This window comes from Paraburkholderia acidicola, from assembly GCF_002362315.1.
In the GTDB taxonomy this organism is placed as follows: domain Bacteria; phylum Pseudomonadota; class Gammaproteobacteria; order Burkholderiales; family Burkholderiaceae; genus Paraburkholderia; species Paraburkholderia acidicola.
The window spans coordinates 402,696-417,995 of the sequence record NZ_MTZV01000002.1 but is presented as its reverse complement, the minus strand read 5'-3'; the positions used below and the strand labels follow the sequence as shown (position 1 = coordinate 417,995).

12 protein-coding genes and 1 tRNA gene are annotated in these 15,300 nt (G+C 59.1%); 12 read left to right on the top strand and 1 reads right to left on the bottom strand.

Annotation, left to right across the window (positions count from 1 at the left end):
* Positions 1–28 precede the first annotated feature (28 nt).
* From pheS to BWP39_RS03890, 5 genes are all read left to right on the top strand, one after another.
* Entirely contained in the window at positions 29–1,042 is a 1,014-nt protein-coding gene (gene pheS, locus BWP39_RS03910) for a phenylalanine--tRNA ligase subunit alpha (RefSeq protein WP_170043829.1), read from the top strand.
* Between the two features lie 76 nt (positions 1,043–1,118).
* Positions 1,119–3,551 carry a phenylalanine--tRNA ligase subunit beta gene (gene pheT / locus BWP39_RS03905; protein WP_096717056.1) on the top strand — a complete coding sequence of 811 codons (2,433 nt, stop codon included), beginning with the start codon at positions 1,119–1,121 and terminating at the stop codon, positions 3,549–3,551.
* A 69-nt stretch (positions 3,552–3,620) separates the two neighbouring features.
* Positions 3,621–4,031 (top strand): integration host factor subunit alpha, encoded by a 411-nt coding sequence (locus tag BWP39_RS03900; protein WP_091020155.1) that lies wholly within the window; start codon positions 3,621–3,623, stop codon positions 4,029–4,031.
* A gap of 43 nt (positions 4,032–4,074) precedes the next feature.
* On the top strand, positions 4,075–4,476 hold the full coding sequence (locus BWP39_RS03895; RefSeq protein ID WP_096717054.1) for a MerR family transcriptional regulator: 402 nt from the start codon (positions 4,075–4,077) through the stop codon (positions 4,474–4,476).
* 84 nt (positions 4,477–4,560) lie between these two features.
* Positions 4,561–4,637: transfer RNA gene (locus tag BWP39_RS03890), tRNA-Pro, on the top strand.
* Between the two features lie 557 nt (positions 4,638–5,194).
* Here the strand turns inward: BWP39_RS03890 and BWP39_RS03885 are convergent.
* Positions 5,195–6,280 (bottom strand): porin, encoded by a 1,086-nt coding sequence (locus BWP39_RS03885; protein WP_096717052.1) that lies wholly within the window; start codon positions 6,278–6,280, stop codon positions 5,195–5,197.
* 1,097 nt (positions 6,281–7,377) lie between these two features.
* Here BWP39_RS03885 and BWP39_RS03880 point away from each other — a divergent pair.
* The 7 genes from BWP39_RS03880 to BWP39_RS03850 all read left to right on the top strand — a co-directional run bounded on the left by BWP39_RS03880 (position 7,378) and on the right by BWP39_RS03850 (position 15,161).
* Positions 7,378–8,073, top strand: coding sequence for an energy transducer TonB (locus BWP39_RS03880; protein WP_096717050.1), 696 nt, complete (start codon positions 7,378–7,380; stop codon positions 8,071–8,073).
* Positions 8,074–8,152: 79 nt separating this feature from the next.
* Positions 8,153–9,097 carry a MotA/TolQ/ExbB proton channel family protein gene (locus tag BWP39_RS03875; RefSeq protein ID WP_091020192.1) on the top strand — a complete coding sequence of 315 codons (945 nt, stop codon included), beginning with the start codon at positions 8,153–8,155 and terminating at the stop codon, positions 9,095–9,097.
* 12 nt (positions 9,098–9,109) lie between these two features.
* Positions 9,110–9,535 (top strand): ExbD/TolR family protein, encoded by a 426-nt coding sequence (locus tag BWP39_RS03870; RefSeq protein WP_096717048.1) that lies wholly within the window; start codon positions 9,110–9,112, stop codon positions 9,533–9,535.
* 61 nt (positions 9,536–9,596) lie between these two features.
* Positions 9,597–10,028: an ExbD/TolR family protein gene (locus BWP39_RS03865; protein ID WP_096717046.1), complete on the top strand. Its 432-nt coding sequence runs from the start codon at positions 9,597–9,599 to the stop codon at positions 10,026–10,028.
* 10 nt (positions 10,029–10,038) lie between these two features.
* Positions 10,039–11,244: a tetratricopeptide repeat protein gene (locus BWP39_RS03860; RefSeq protein ID WP_096717044.1), complete on the top strand. Its 1,206-nt coding sequence runs from the start codon at positions 10,039–10,041 to the stop codon at positions 11,242–11,244.
* Positions 11,245–11,465: 221 nt separating this feature from the next.
* On the top strand, positions 11,466–12,041 hold the full coding sequence (locus tag BWP39_RS03855) for a helix-turn-helix domain-containing protein (RefSeq protein WP_096717042.1): 576 nt from the start codon (positions 11,466–11,468) through the stop codon (positions 12,039–12,041).
* A gap of 357 nt (positions 12,042–12,398) precedes the next feature.
* A complete protein-coding gene (locus BWP39_RS03850; RefSeq protein WP_096717040.1) occupies positions 12,399–15,161 on the top strand; it encodes a TonB-dependent receptor in 2,763 nt (920 codons plus the stop codon).
* The last annotated feature ends 139 nt before the right edge of the window (positions 15,162–15,300 follow it).

Genomic DNA, 15,300 nt, shown 5'->3' with positions numbered 1-15,300 from the left:
GAACACTGACGTTGAAAAGATGGGATCAATGGATCTGGACCAGATTGTCGCCGACGCGCAAAAAGCCTTCGAACAGGCCACCGACATCACGACCCTCGAAAACGAAAAAGCCCGTTTTCTCGGCAAGTCAGGTGCGTTGACCGAGTTGCTGAAGGGCTTGGGCAAACTCGATCCCGAGGCACGTAAAACCGAAGGCGCACGCATCAACATCGCCAAGCAGCAGGTGGAAGCCGCGCTGACGGCGCGTCGTCAGGCGCTTGCCGATGCGTTGCTGAACCAGCGTCTCGCCGCCGAGGCGATCGACGTCACGCTGCCCGGTCGCGGCATCGGTGCAGGCAGCCTGCATCCGGTGATGCGCACGTGGGAACGCGTCGAACAGATTTTCCGCTCGATCGGTTTCGATGTGGCCGATGGCCCCGAGATCGAAACCGACTGGTACAACTTCACTGCGTTGAACAGCCCGGAGAACCATCCGGCGCGCTCGATGCAGGACACGTTCTATGTCGACGGCAAGGATGCCGACGGCCGCCAGCTGCTGTTGCGTACGCATACGAGCCCGATGCAGGTTCGCTACGCACGCATGAACAAGCCGCCGATCAAGGCGATAGCGCCGGGCCGTACTTATCGCGTCGACAGCGACGCGACGCATTCGCCGATGTTCAATCAGGTCGAAGGTCTGTGGATCGACGAGAACATCAGCTTCGCGGATCTGAAGGGCGTCTACACGGACTTCCTGAAGAAGTTCTTCGAGCGCGACGACATTCTCGTGCGCTTCCGTCCGTCGTATTTCCCGTTCACCGAACCGTCGGCCGAAATCGACATGATGTTCGAGCAGGGCAAGAACGCGGGCAAGTGGCTGGAAATTTCAGGCTCCGGTCAGGTTCATCCGACCGTGATCCGCAACATGGGCCTCGACCCCGAGCGTTACATCGGCTTTGCTTTTGGCAGCGGCCTCGAGCGGCTCGCGATGCTGCGTTACGGCGTGCAGGACCTGCGTCTGTTCTTTGAAAACGACCTGCGTTTCCTGCGCCAATTCGCGTAACGCTCGCTGTGCAGCCGGCAGGTGCGGATGCATTCGCCGGACGTGGACCTAACCTGATCAGAACGTACACAGAACCATGCAATTCCCGGAATCCTGGCTGAGAACCTTTGTCGATCCGCAACTGACGACGGACGCGCTGTCGCACGCGTTGACCATGGCGGGCCTCGAAGTCGAAAGCCTGCGGCCGGCCGCGCCGCCTACTTCGAAGATCGTCGTCGGGCGTGTGCTCGAAGTCGTGAAGCACCCGGACGCGGACAAGCTCAACGTGTGTCAGGTCGACGCCGGCACGGGCGCGACGCTGAACATCGTATGTGGTGCGCCGAACGTTGCGCCTGGCATCAAGGTACCGGTCGCCCTGGTGGGCGCAGAGTTGCCGCCGGCCGAAGAAGGCGGCGTGCCATTCGCGATCAAGCTGTCGAAGCTGCGCGGTGTCGAGAGTCAGGGGATGCTGTGCTCCGCACGCGAGCTGAAGCTGTCGGAAGACCACAGCGGCCTCTTGATCCTGCCGGAAGACACGCCGATCGGCCAGGACATTCGCGAAACGCTGAACCTCGACGATACGATTTTCGAAATCAAGCTGACGCCGAACAAGGCCGACTGTCTGTCGGTATTCGGCGTTGCACGCGAGACCGCCGCGATCACCGGAGCGAAGTTGCATCCGCTCGATATCAAGCCGGTTGCCGCTACGTTGAACGAAACGCTGCCGGTGAAAATCTCCGCGCCCGATCTGTGCGGCCGCTTCTCCGGTCGTGTGATTCGCGGCGTGAACGCGCGCGCGAAGTCGCCGCAGTGGATGGTCGAGCGTCTGGAACGCTCGGGCCAGCGCAGCATTTCCGCGCTCGTCGACATCTCGAACTATGTGATGCTCGAACTCGGCCGGCCGTCGCACGTGTTCGACCTCGACAAGATTCACGGTAGCCTTGATGTGCGCTGGGGTCGACGCGGCGAATCGCTGAAGCTGCTGAACGGCAACACCGTTGAAGTCGATGAAGCTGTTGGCGTGATCGCTGACGACCAGCATCTCGAAAGCTTCGCCGGCATCATGGGTGGCGACAGCACGGCGGTGACGCTCGACACGACCAACATTTATCTGGAAGCCGCGTTCTGGTGGCCGGATAGCATTCGTGGCCGCGCGCGGCGCTACAACTTCTCGACCGATGCGGCGCATCGTTTTGAACGTGGCGTCGACTATTCGACGACCGTCGAGCATATCGAACGCATCACGCAACTGATTCTCGATATCTGCGGTGGCGCAGCAGGCCCCGTCGACGACCAGATCGTCAACGTGCCGCAGCGCACGCCGGTGAAGATGCGTGTTGCTCGGGCGAACCGCATCATCGGTGTGACGATCGGTGCCGACGAGATCGCGCAGATCTTCACGCGTCTCGGTCTGACGTTCGAACGCGACGGTGACACGTTCTCCGTGACGCCGCCGCCGTACCGCTTCGACATCGAGATCGAGGAAGACCTGATCGAAGAAGTGGCACGCATCTACGGCTTCGAGAAGATCCCGGCGCGCCCGCCCGTGGCCACGAGTGAAATGCGCGCGACGCATGAAACGCAGCGCTCGATTCACACCATTCGTCACGCGCTCGCCGCGCGCGACTACGCAGAAACAGTGAACTTCAGCTTCGTCGACGCGGAATGGGAACAGGATTTCGCCGGCAACGACAAGCCAGTGCGTTTGCTAAATCCGATCGCGAGCCAGCTCTCCGTCATGCGTACGACCCTGTTCGGCAGCTTGATCAATGTGCTGCGCCACAACCTGAATCGCCGCGCGGACCGGGTTCGCGTGTTCGAAGCGGGACGTGTGTTCCTGCCGGACGCATCGATGAAAGCCGGCGAACTGGCTGTGGAAGGTTACGCCCAGCCGAAGATGGTCGGTGCGCTCGCGTACGGCCCCGCGCTCGAAGAGCAGTGGGGCGCGCCGTCGCGCGCAGTCGACTTCTTCGACGTGAAGGGCGACCTGGAGGCGGTGCTGGCGCCGGCTGTCGCGCGGTTCGTGACGGCGGAGCATCCCGCGCTGCATCCGGGGCGCAGCGCGCGCATCGAATTGAACGGCCGTGCAGTGGGCTGGGTCGGTGAATTGCATCCGCGCTGGATGCAGAAATACGATTTACCGCATGCGCCGATTCTGTTTGAAATTGAAACGGACGCGCTCATTGGGCGTACGTTGCCGAGTCCGACCGACGTGTCGAAATTCCCGCCGGTGCGGCGCGATATTGCCGTCGTGGTGGATCAGAAAATCGAGGCTCAGGCACTGCTCGACGAGATGCAAAACGCGCTTTCCGAGGACGCCTGCAAGACCGTTCAAAGGGTTGCGCTTTTCGACGAATTTCGTCCAAAATCAAGCACTTCCGGTGGGTTGGCTGCACACGAGAAAAGCCTTGCGTTCCGTGTAACCTTGCAAGATACTGGCGGGACACTTCAGGATGAAACGGTCGATCTGGCCATTCAAACTCTGGTGAATCGTCTGGCTCGAGTATATGGCGCACGGCTGCGCGGATAACCCACGGATCACCTGCAAACAGCAGTTTCCGCATGTTTCGGTTTATGGGTGGCGCGCCATTTGACAGATATGAATGAAATGAACTCGAGTGATTTCGAAGCCCTTCTTTCGGCGCAACGCAGCGCCATGATTCGCGATATCCCGACATCATCCGCGGGCGCATCGGGCGAGGCGCCGACATTGACCAAGGCCGAGCTTGCCGAGTTGCTGTTCGACAATGTCGGACTCAACAAGCGGGAAGCGAAGGATATGGTCGAAGCGTTCTTCGAGGTGATTCGCGATGCGCTGGAAAGCGGTGACAGCGTGAAGCTGTCCGGCTTCGGCAATTTCCAGTTGCGCGACAAGCCGCAGCGTCCCGGTAGAAATCCGAAAACTGGCGAAGCGATTCCAATCGCTGCGCGCCGTGTCGTGACGTTTCATGCAAGTCAAAAGCTGAAGGCGCTGGTAGAGAACGGCGCTGAAGCAAGCTACGCGCGCTGACCGTTTCACGCGCCTTCTGCGCAACCCATACGGCTAACTGACGATGACAGCGACGATCGAAAAAGTCGTCTTGCCTCCGATTCCAGCGAAGCGCTACTTCACCATCGGTGAAGTCAGCGAACTGTGCGGCGTGAAGCCGCACGTGCTGCGTTACTGGGAGCAGGAGTTCACGCAGTTGCGGCCGGTGAAGCGCCGCGGTAATCGGCGGTACTACCAGCATCACGAAGTGCTGCTGATCCGGCGGATTCGCGAGCTGCTTTACGAACAGGGTTTCACGATCAACGGTGCGCGTAATCGTCTCGATTCGCATGGCGGCTCGGCGCATCATGCAGCCGCTGAGGTTGAAGAGGAGAGCGACGTCGCGGTGCCGCAGACATCGGCTAGCGTCGATGTCGATGCGTTGCGCAAGGCGTTGCTTCACGTGCTCGATGCGCTGGGACGTTAGCTGTTCTGTTCGATCAAGTTTTGTATTGCGTGTGAAGTATCAGCGTTCAAATCGGAAGGACTCTCTGTTATACTTTCACGCTTTCGGGGCGTAGCGCAGCCTGGTAGCGTACCTGCATGGGGTGCAGGTGGTCGGAGGTTCAAATCCTCTCGCCCCGACCAGTAGATATGAGGCTCTCAGAGTTCAGGCTCTGAGAGCTTTTTTCGTTTCTGGCGTCCTTTCCTCCACCGTGAGCGTTGCTTGCCGGCCTACCCGTATTCGTTGTAGGCGCAACAGGATGCGCGCTGCAATTGATTGCACGGCGGACCCACGCGCTCTGAAAATGTACACGAGCCCGCGATTTCGAGGTGGAGATAGATTCCTGTATTCCGGTGGGCGATTGCCGGAAAGTCCCCATTCTGGAGAGGGTACGTCCCAACCTGGAATAAAGACGCCGCCATAACTCATCTGCGTGCCCATGCTGAATCAGTAAGTCATGGCCCTTGCGCAAGACACGTTCGGGAAGCAATCGCTGCTGGTGGAATATCGATGGCACATACGGCTTCAGCGCACGACTATCCGCCTGCTTCGATATCTACGATAGATGAATGAGAGCGAGGTCGACATGGACCGTCAGACCGCGAAAGGCGGCGACCCGAAGATCACCGCCCAGCTACGTCGTCACCGCCCAAAGGGTTCCAATATTCAGTTCGTCTTTCTGCCTGGTAGCAAAACCCGATCAGAAGATATTGCGCAAACCGATAGCAACACCGGTCTGGTTGTTGCGACCCGGGTAGTCCGCAAGGAACGCACCGTTACCGCGGGTGAAGTCAACCGTGCCATACACTTCGGTGCGCTTCGACAACGAGTACTCGGCGAGTACGGTGGCCGAATAGTTGATACCGTTGCCCAGCGAGCCGTCGAGTAGCGCCGCGTTGCGCGCGTGATCGTAGTAGCCCGCTACCGTGAGCGTCAGCGGCGAAGTGACCTGCCACGTCGAACCGACGTAGAAGCTGTCATCGATGCGATTCGGGCTCACGTGTGCCAGGGTCGGCGCGCCGGACTGCTGCATGTCGACGTCGGCAAGCCCCGTGTTGTCCTGCGAATGCAACCAGCCTGCCAGCACCTTGAGTGTCGGCGTGAACGTATAGACGGCACCGAAGTTCGCGATGTTGAACTTCTTGCCCGAGACGTCGTTCTGCTGGAAGCCGGCGACGGCCTCTAGCGGCCCAAGCGCATACGACGCGGCAAAACCATACATGCTGTTCTGGCCCGTGCTGCCCGGCACGCCACCAAAGCCGTACATGCCTTCCACGTGCAGACCGCCGAACGTGCCGTTGTACTTGACCGAGCTGTTGGTGAACAGGAACGGGCCGACCGGGTTATAGACCCAGCTATCCTGCCAGTAATCGCCGACCGTCAATGGATCGAAGGTGTTGCCCATCATGTCGAAGAACGGCGTTTGCTGACGACCGAGGGTCAGTGCGCCGTACTGGTTGTTCGATAGCCCGACATAGGCATTGCGCTGGAAGAGCGTGTTGTTGCTGTTATCGAACTTGCCGGACCAGAGCTGGAACTGGTTCTCGAGCTTGAAGATTGCCGATGTGCCGCCACCCAGATCTTCGGTGCCTTTCAAGCCGAAGCGGCTCGGCGTTTCGACGCCTTCGCCCATGGCCACCTGGCTGTCGTTGCTGGCGTTGGCATTGGTCAGGTAGCGCACGCTGGTATCGACAATGCCGTACAGCGTGACGGAGCTCTGTGCAAAAGCGGACTGGGCAGAGAGTGCAAGCAGAGCGGCGCCGAGCGCCGCGGTGGTCTTCTTCATGAAATCCCCTTGGGTTACTTGGGCCGGCGGTGCGCGAAGGTAGGGCGTCCGCAATGGCGTGAAATTCGCTGCGCAAGCGGTATCCCGCGCATGAACAGTCGCGATGATATTTCCGACAAATTAAGACTTGGGATGAATTCGTATGAATGTAGTCCGGCCGCAACATGGAGTTGACTTGCCAGTAATGACGTCTTTCGATGCAACTTTCACGCTTCGGCTGTGCGAATCACGTTCCAGATTACTTCTATTGAAGTTGTATAAACGTAATTCGAAGATGGTTAATTGTAATGTTGTGAAAAGACCGATTTAGAGTGTTCATTCGAAGCACGCCAAACCCGGTCTGAGAAAAGTTGAAATTTTGCCTTCTTTCCGTAGTTCACCTGGTCTGCGTACTGTTGTACCCAGGGTAACTACGAGGTCGGGATGCGATTTGCAGTCCGGTGATCGGCTTGGGCGCTTGCGGGAAATCCGCATGGGGAGATGAGGGGATCGGGCTTCCTCGGGTCCTGCGGGTTGGCTGCTGCACCGATCGTGCGTACACAGCACGTCGGTCGGGGCCAGGTGGGTAGGGCAAGGCGCTTTCGGAACTACACGAGAAAATCTGCGGGGCATTACCTTTCAAATAGATAACAGCCTTTTCGCAGATGTCGCAAAGTGTATTCCCGGCAAACTTCTTTTGCTCCCATCAAAAAAAGTTTGACCTTTGATTTTTTGACCTGCTATCTTCGCCTCCCATGAAAGGCAGCACAGATGTTAACGCCGATTGGTCGATAGCGCGAAGTTTCCGTGCATGAGTTTTTGTTGCTATAGCGGACGCAAAATCGGCGAAACATATTAGCAATGCGGTCTATTGGTGTTTATACGGATCGGACCGTGGATCACGACTTCCAGCCTGCAGGCTGCGGGTCGTTTGTCCATGCGCAGTGCATTGGATGGGCAGTCGGGATTCAACTGGTTCAGGTAGCACAACGTCAATTTCGGACTCCAGATCAAGCCGCCGGCGTTTTTTACCAAAAGACCTGGCGAACATGATCTGCAGCAGACAACCCACTGCGGCGCCGAAATGAATGGTTCACGCTGGAGGAGCAAAGGCAAGTATGAAAGTCGAAGGGCAACTTCCTGCAGTCACAGCCCGGATTGAACGACCGGGGCGTCCGCGTGAGTTCGGGCGCAAGCAACAAACTCCCGTGCGCCGATTTGGCGGCATCGCAGTCGTAATCCTGCTGCACATCGTACTGATCTACGCATTGCTCAACGGTCTCGCCACCAAGGTGGTGCAGGTCATCCAGCATCCCATCGAAACGAAAATCATCGAGCCGGTGAAGCCACCGCCTCCGCCGCCTATGCCGACGGTGCAATTGCCGCCGCCGAAATTCGCGCCGCCGCCGCCGCCGTTCGTGCCGCCGCCGGAAGTGCCGGTACAGGCTCCGCCGCAGGCGACCATTACCCATCAGTCAGCGCCCGTTGTATCCGCGCCTGCCGTGGCGGCACCCGTTGCACCGACGCCGACGAAGGCGCCGAGCACGGAAGTCGGTGTGGTGTGCCCTAACTCCGATCAGATACGTGGTTCGATCGCGTACCCGAAGGAAGCAATGGAAAACAACACCACGGGTGATGTGCTGATTGAATTCGTAGTCGATCCGCAGGGCCACATTACGAATGAACGCGTCGCGAAGTCGTCTGAAGATTCATCACTGGATCGTGCGGCATTCAACGCGGTCAAGCGGTTCAGTTGTATTTCGCAAGGCCAGCCTGTCCGAGTACAGGTTCCGTTCTCATTCACCCTGAATTGAGCGCGCTGGCTGTACGTACGGTACCGGTAGCGATGTATTAGTCCGGATTTACAAGTTCAACGCATGAACTGGAGCAGGTATGAAGAAGCGAACTCTAGCCGCACTGGCGGCAAGCATGTTGATGGCCGTGACCACGGCGGGTACCTTTGTCGCACCGCAGCTTGCCTATGCACAAGCCAGCGATGCAACAGCCGCCGCATCGGCGGCCCCGGCAGCTACGGCTGCACCGGCTGACGCGACTGCGTCGCAAACGGCCACGGCACAGACCGCTGCGCCGTCCGCGGACCAGCCGGCACCGCCGCCTGAGCCCGCTACGTCGGAAACCGTCAGTAACCCGTACGGTCTCGGCGCACTCTGGAAAAACGGCGACTTCGTTGCGCGCTTCGTGCTGATCCTGCTGGTGATCATGTCGATGGGCAGCTGGTACATCATGATCACGAAGTTCTTCGAACAGTTCCGCGCTAACCGTCGTGCGAAGAGCGCCGACGAACAGCTGTGGACCGCACCGTCGCTCGTCGAAGGCGCGAAGCTGCTGGACGAAGCATCGCCGTTCCGCTTCATCGCCGAAACCGCGATCGAAGCCGGTGAACACCACGACGAAGCATTGCTCGAAGCCGTCGATCGCAACACCTGGATCGACACCTCGGTCGAGCGCGCCATTACCAACGTATCGAACCGTCTGCAAGATGGTCTGGCCTTCCTCGGTACGGTCGGCTCGACGGCGCCGTTCGTCGGTCTGTTCGGCACGGTGTGGGGGATCTATCACGCGCTGACGGCAATCGGTATTGCTGGCCAGGCATCGATCGACAAGGTTGCAGGCCCGGTGGGTGAAGCGCTGATCATGACCGCAATCGGTCTGGCCGTGGCAGTTCCCGCGGTGCTCGGCTACAACTTCCTGGTTCGCCGCAACAAGTCGGTGATGGAGCGTGTGCGCAACTTCGGCGCGCAGCTGCATACCGTCCTGCTCGCCGGCAGCATGCGTTCGACGCGTGCCGAGGCTCGCCAGGCTTCGCTGGCCCAGTAAGCGGAGGCTGTTATGGCAATGAGCGTTGGGCAGGAAGGGGATGACGACGAAGTCATCTCCAATATCAACACCACGCCGCTCGTCGATGTGATGCTGGTGCTGCTGATCATCTTCCTGATCACGATTCCGGTGGTGACACACAACATCCCGGTGCAGTTGCCGAAGGAGACGATCCAGCCGCTGCAGACCGCGCCGAAAAGCATCACGGTGGCAGTGAACCGCGACGGCGATTTCTTCTGGAACGAAAAGCTGGTCGATGCACCGACCTTGCTGGCCGACCTGAAGAGCGTATCCGAGCAGTTGCCGCAGCCGGAGATTCACGTGCGCGGCGACCAGAACACGCGCTACGAGTTTATCGGTCGCGTGATCACGGCCTGCGAGCGTGCCGGCATTGCGAAGGTTTCATTTATCACGGAGCCGCCCGCACGCGGTGGCTAGCTTTGCATGGGACCGGACCGGGCGCTAAAGAAAACGCCAGGTCCGGTCGACAGGAGTCGGTATGGGAATGAACGTATCTTCGGGCGGCCGCAATTCCGAACCGGAAGTGATGGTCGATATCAACACCACGCCGCTGATCGACGTGATGCTGGTGCTGTTGATCATGCTGATCATCACGATTCCGATCCAGATGCACTCGATCAAGATGAATCTGCCGATCGGCAATCCGCCGCCGCCGCTTGTACAGCCGGAAGTGGTGCAGATCGATATCGACTTCGACGGCACGACGACGTGGAACGGTGTGCTGGTACCGGACCGCGCCGCACTCGAAGCGAAGTTGTCACAAGTGGCCGCTGAGCCGGTCCAGGCGGAAATCCATCTGCGCCCGAACAAGCTGGTGCCCTACAAGGATGTTGCTGCGGTGATGGCTTCGGCACAGCGTCTGGGTGCAACGAAGATCGGTCTGATCGGCAACGAGCAGTACATGCAATAAGGAAGCAGGAATGCGAGTGATCCATCAACGGTTCGGACGCGCGATCGTCGCGGCTGCTTTCGGAGGGCTGTGCGCGTTTGCCATGCAGCCCGCACAGTCGGTTGCAGCGGATACGCTGCGCCCCGATGTCGCGAAGCCGCTAAACGCCGCGCAGGATCTCTACCGTGCGCACAAGTACAGGGATGCGCTGACGAAGATCGATCAGGCGGCGGCCGTGCCGGGCAAGACGGCCTACGAAACCTACATGATCCAGGAAATGCGCGGCGCCGCAGCAGCGGCAGCCGGCGATAACGCCACGGCTGCGCAGGCCTATGAATCGCTGCTGAGCTCGGGCCAGTTGAAGGGCGCTGATGAGCAGCGCACGGAGGCGGCGCTCGCGGGAATCTACTTCCAGCAAAAGAATTACGCACAGGCAATCAGGGTCGCGCAGCGGTACCAGAAGGCCGGTGGCACGGACCCCGACATGCGGGTTCTGCTCGTGCAGTCCTATTACCTGTCGAACGATTGCACGAGCGTCGTGAATCTGCTGCGACCGGGTATCGACGCGACCGCCCGTGCGGGCCGCGCGCCCGACGAATCGCAACTGCAGTTGCTCGCGACCTGCGCGCAGCGCGTCAAGGACGACACATCCTATCGCGGTGCGCTCGAAAAGCTGGTGGCGTATTACCCGAAACAGTCGTACTGGGATGATCTGTTCCACGCGATCCGCAGCAAGTCGCACTATGCGTCGTCGCTGGACATCGACACGTATCGTTTGCGCCGCGCGACCAATGCGCTGACGACGCCCGACGATTACATGGAAATGACCCAGCTGGCGATCGTTGCGGGCACAACGGCCGAGGGCAAGCAGGTCATCGATCAAGGTTTTGCTTCTGGCGTACTGGGCCACGATGCTGGCGCGGATCGCGAAAAGCGCCTGCAGGCACTGGCCGCGAAGCGCGCGGCGGCACCAGCCGACGCGGCCAACCCGGTCGATCCGATCGATGCGGGCTTTAACCTCGTATTCGCAGGAAAGGCGGCACAGGGTCTGGCCGCGATGGAAGCGGCGATTGCGAAGGGCGGTCTCGACCATCCGGATCAGGCGCAACTGCATCTGGGCGTGGCGTACTACATCGCGGGCCAGAAGGCCAAGGCGATCCAGGCGTTTCGTGCGGTCAAGGGCGACGACGGTTCGGCTGATCTTGCGCGTTTGTGGATACTGGTCGCATCGAAATAAGAGCGGCGGTCTGCTGGTCCGCGCATACGCGGACCAGCCCGCTTATTGAGTGGAGGAAGACGACTTCAGATTTCCCGTGAGTTTCTCCAGTAGCCGGGTCATCCGGTTTCTGCCAGAGACGAGTGCAAAGCATCTCTCGTAGGGTCTGACCGGGACATTACGCTCGATGGAATTTACTTTGCTATGCCAAACAAATTTTGACTACGGGATTCTGACTTGCTATGGTTTTGCCATTCGATAACAAGACACAAGTTACGACAGCATTAGGCGAAAAGATCCGTGCACTCCGTCAGAGACTTAAGTGGACGCTGGATGAAACAGCTACGGCAGCGGGCATTTCGAAATCGTTTCTGTCGCAGATAGAGCGCGGTCACGCGACGCCGTCTATCTCCTCGCTGGTCGGCATTGCCGCCGCGCTGGGCGTTACGGTGCAGTACTTCATCGACACACCGACCGAAGCAAGATCGGTGCGTCGGGGCAAAGAACTGAAGCTGTTTGGATTTTCCGGTACCGGCAACCTGTTTGGACGGCTGACGAATCTATCCGTCGGCAGCCAGCTGGAGGTCATTCTGGTCAGGATGCCGGTCGGAGAAACGTCGTCGGAAGTGACGACGCGAGCAGGCGAAGAGTTTTTGTATGTGATGAGCGGCCAGATATCGCTCACGCTTGAGCATACGACGTTCGTACTTGAAGCAGGGGATACCGCGCACTTTGAGTCAACGGTGCCACACGCGTGGTCGAATACAGCCGGCGAAGAGGCCGTGCTCGTGTGGGTAGGGACACCGGGATTGTTCTAGTTGCAGGTTCGCAGAGCCAGCTGTTGTTGCATCACACCACCATGAAAGCATTCCTTAATGTTGTGACGATTTCCACTACGAGAAGTAGTGGATAAAGCACTTATGCTGCTGGCTATTTTAGCTATATAGCAATGCATTAGAAAGAATTAATTCAATATTTTGTAATAACTTAGTAGTGCGATTTTAAAAAAACTGAAGTGCCTTGTTTATCTATCCGCTCACAGGGGTGTGGCAAGCGGTAGATACGTTGGGCAACTTCAATAAAGCGCGGCGCACGATCGCCGCCTATCGAGTGGAGGAGGTCATAGGCCTCTCCTCACATACTGACGTGGCCCTACTGACAAGCGAGAAGGGAAAATGAAACAGCGTGCATTGGCGTTGGCCGTCAAAAGAATAATCTGGGCCGAACTGGCATTATCAGCTGCTGTTGCTGCACCGGTATTTGCGCAGAGCCAGCCGGCTACCGCAACATCAACGGAAAGCACAACTGCTACCGCAGCGGCAGCACCGGCTGCAGCCTCTGGAGTAACGACGGCGCCGGCAGCAAGCGCTACGGCGACCGCGCCTGCGGCAGCCGGTACTGCCAGCACTGCGGCGGGTGGCGGCAAGGTTCAACAGCTCAAGACTTTCGAAGTGACCGGCTCGCTGATCCGTCAGGCGGACAAGACTGGATTCCAGGCGGTGCAAACGGTCACGGCCAAGGACATTCAAAAGAGCGGTGCCTCGACCGTCGCCGACTTCCTGCGCGATACCGCGGCTAACTCGGCTAACAGCTGGAGCGAAGGCCAGTCCGGCAACTTCGCCGCGGGTGCTTCGGGTATGGCGCTGCGCGGCCTCAGCGAAAAATACACGCTGGTGCTGGTGGACGGTCAACGCGTCGCACCGTTTGCGTTCTTCTCGAACAGCACGGACAACTTCTTCGACCTGAACACGCTGCCGCTCAACGTCATCGACCGGATCGAAATCGTCAAGACCGGTGCTGTGTCGCAATACGGCTCGGACGCTATTGCAGGCGTGGTCAACATCATCACGAAGCACAACTACCAGGGTCTGCAACTCGACGCCAACTATGGTGGTACGGCTGCTAGCGGCGGTGGTAATGGCACGACGAAGTTCAGCGTGCTGGGTGGCTTCGGCGACCTTAACGCGGACCGCTACAACATCACGGTTGCCGGTAGCGTTTACCAGGACGCGGGGTCGACGCTCGCCGATCGCGACTCGACAAAAAACCAGGACTTCACGAATCAGCCCGGCGGTTTCTCGCTGCTCGCGCCGTCGTACTGGAACCTGCCTGACAAGAGCGCGCAGGCATTGAGCAATTGCCCGTTCGGCGGGTCCGTTCATCCGGCTGGGAGCAACTTCCTCGGATCGAGCACGACCGGAGGGACGGTTTGCGGATACAACACGGCGAACAGCACGTCCATCGTTCCTGAAGCGCAGCGTCTAAGCCTGAAGGTTCATGGCGACTTCAAGATCGACGACACCACGACGGCATTCGCCGATATCTGGGTAAGCCACAACCAGACCACGACCAACGATGGCCTCTGGAACAACATCACCGGCAGCCCGCAGACGCCGACGCTGTTGCTCGGGCCGGGTGGCGCACTCACTCCGTTCAACAATACGGTGCCGGCGAGCAACCAGTACAACCCGTACGGTGTTCCGACGGCACTCACCTATGCCTTCCCGAACACCGCGACCGAGAAAACAGACGCCAACTACTTCCGGTTTTCCACCGGGGTGAAGGGTTCGTTCACCGCGCCGTATGGCGACTGGGACTGGGCGACGTCGTACAGCCACTCGCAGAGCGAGGTCTCCAATACCTATTCGAACGTCCTGAATGCGAACGTACTGACTAACGTCTTTCAGAACGGCATCTACAACTTCGCGAATCCGTCTTCTACGCCTAACGGCCTGAACGGTTTGTACACGACAGCGAATAACATCGGGATCTCGAAGCTCGATACCGTCGACGCAACGATTTCGACGCCGAACCTGTTTCATCTGCCGGCCGGCGATGTTGGCCTCGGCTTCGGTGCGCAGTTCCTGCACGAAAGCGAGTTCCTCGGTCAGGGCGCCGAATATCTGAGTGGTGAGATCGCCAATCCGGATCTGGAAAACGTACAAGGCAATCGCAACGTTGCGGCTGTGTACTACCAGATCGACATTCCAATCATCCACAACCTGACGTTCAGCCAGTCCGGACGTTATGACCATTACAGCGATATCGGCGGTGCGTTCTCGCCGCGCTTCGCCTTGCGCTATCAGCCGGTTCAGGCGCTGACGATGTTCGCTTCGTATAACCGCGGTTTCCGCGCGCCGACGTTCGTTGAAAACGCGACGTCGCGGTCGCTGGGTATCCAGGAGCTCACGAATGGTCCGGTCACCACGATTACGTCGGGCAATCCGGACCTGCAGCCTGAGCGCACGCGCAACATCAACCTCGGCTTCCAGATTTCGCCGACCCGTACGACCGACCTCGGTCTCGAGTGGTACAAGATCCGCGTCGACCACGTGATCGGCGAAGCACTGACGCCGCAGCAGATCGTCACGAATCCGGCTAACGGCCAGATTCTCTACGAAGTGTTCCCGTATGAGAACCTCGGCTACCTCGACACCAACGGTTTCGACGCCACCTTCCGTCAGGCACTGCCGACGCAGGTCGGTACGTTCACGCTGTCGGGCGACTGGGCCTACGTCAACCAGTTCAAGCTCGGCACACCTTCGGGCCCGGTCAACGGCGCCGGCAACAACTTCACGATCACGCAACCGTTCGGCGGCAGCTTCCCGCGCTGGAGAGGCAACACGACACTGGACTGGGAATATCGCAAGTTCGATACGGCGTTGACCTGGCAATTCACAGGACCGTACGCGCAGAACGCGCAGCCGGACCCGGTGTTGCCGAGCCGGGTCGGCTCGTACAGCCAGTTCAATCTCACGATGTCCTACACCGGCTTCAAGCACTGGACGATCTACGGCGGCATCAACAACATCTTCAATCGCACGCCTCCGTACGATCCGCTGTTTGCCAACTCGACGCTGGATCAGAACGGGTATGACCAGTCGCTGTACACGTACATCGGGCGCTTTGCACAGGTTGGGGCTACGTACAAGTTCTGATGTGGAGTAGCCAGGTTTAGGGTCGATCGTTCCGGTTTCGTAGTCTTTGGCCTGCGGTGCTGGAGCGATCTTTTTTTTGACCCGACGATAACCAGAGTCTGCAGATTCGATGCGACGCATCGAGTGATGCGACCGATAG

Excerpts from the sequence above, each read along its gene's own strand:
- pheS (WP_170043829.1), top strand. The coding sequence starts at position 29 with ATGGATCTGGACCAGATTGTCGCCGACGCGCAAAAAGCCTTCGAACAG.
- pheT (WP_096717056.1), top strand. The coding sequence starts at position 1,119 with ATGCAATTCCCGGAATCCTGGCTGAGAACCTTTGTCGATCCGCAACTG.
- BWP39_RS03900 (WP_091020155.1), top strand. The coding sequence starts at position 3,621 with ATGAATGAAATGAACTCGAGTGATTTCGAAGCCCTTCTTTCGGCGCAA.
- BWP39_RS03895 (WP_096717054.1), top strand. The coding sequence starts at position 4,075 with ATGACAGCGACGATCGAAAAAGTCGTCTTGCCTCCGATTCCAGCGAAG.
- BWP39_RS03885 (WP_096717052.1), bottom strand. The coding sequence starts at position 6,280 with ATGAAGAAGACCACCGCGGCGCTCGGCGCCGCTCTGCTTGCACTCTCT.
- BWP39_RS03880 (WP_096717050.1), top strand. The coding sequence starts at position 7,378 with ATGAAAGTCGAAGGGCAACTTCCTGCAGTCACAGCCCGGATTGAACGA.
- BWP39_RS03875 (WP_091020192.1), top strand. The coding sequence starts at position 8,153 with ATGAAGAAGCGAACTCTAGCCGCACTGGCGGCAAGCATGTTGATGGCC.
- BWP39_RS03870 (WP_096717048.1), top strand. The coding sequence starts at position 9,110 with ATGGCAATGAGCGTTGGGCAGGAAGGGGATGACGACGAAGTCATCTCC.
- BWP39_RS03865 (WP_096717046.1), top strand. The coding sequence starts at position 9,597 with ATGGGAATGAACGTATCTTCGGGCGGCCGCAATTCCGAACCGGAAGTG.
- BWP39_RS03860 (WP_096717044.1), top strand. The coding sequence starts at position 10,039 with ATGCGAGTGATCCATCAACGGTTCGGACGCGCGATCGTCGCGGCTGCT.
- BWP39_RS03855 (WP_096717042.1), top strand. The coding sequence starts at position 11,466 with ATGGTTTTGCCATTCGATAACAAGACACAAGTTACGACAGCATTAGGC.
- BWP39_RS03850 (WP_096717040.1), top strand. The coding sequence starts at position 12,399 with ATGAAACAGCGTGCATTGGCGTTGGCCGTCAAAAGAATAATCTGGGCC.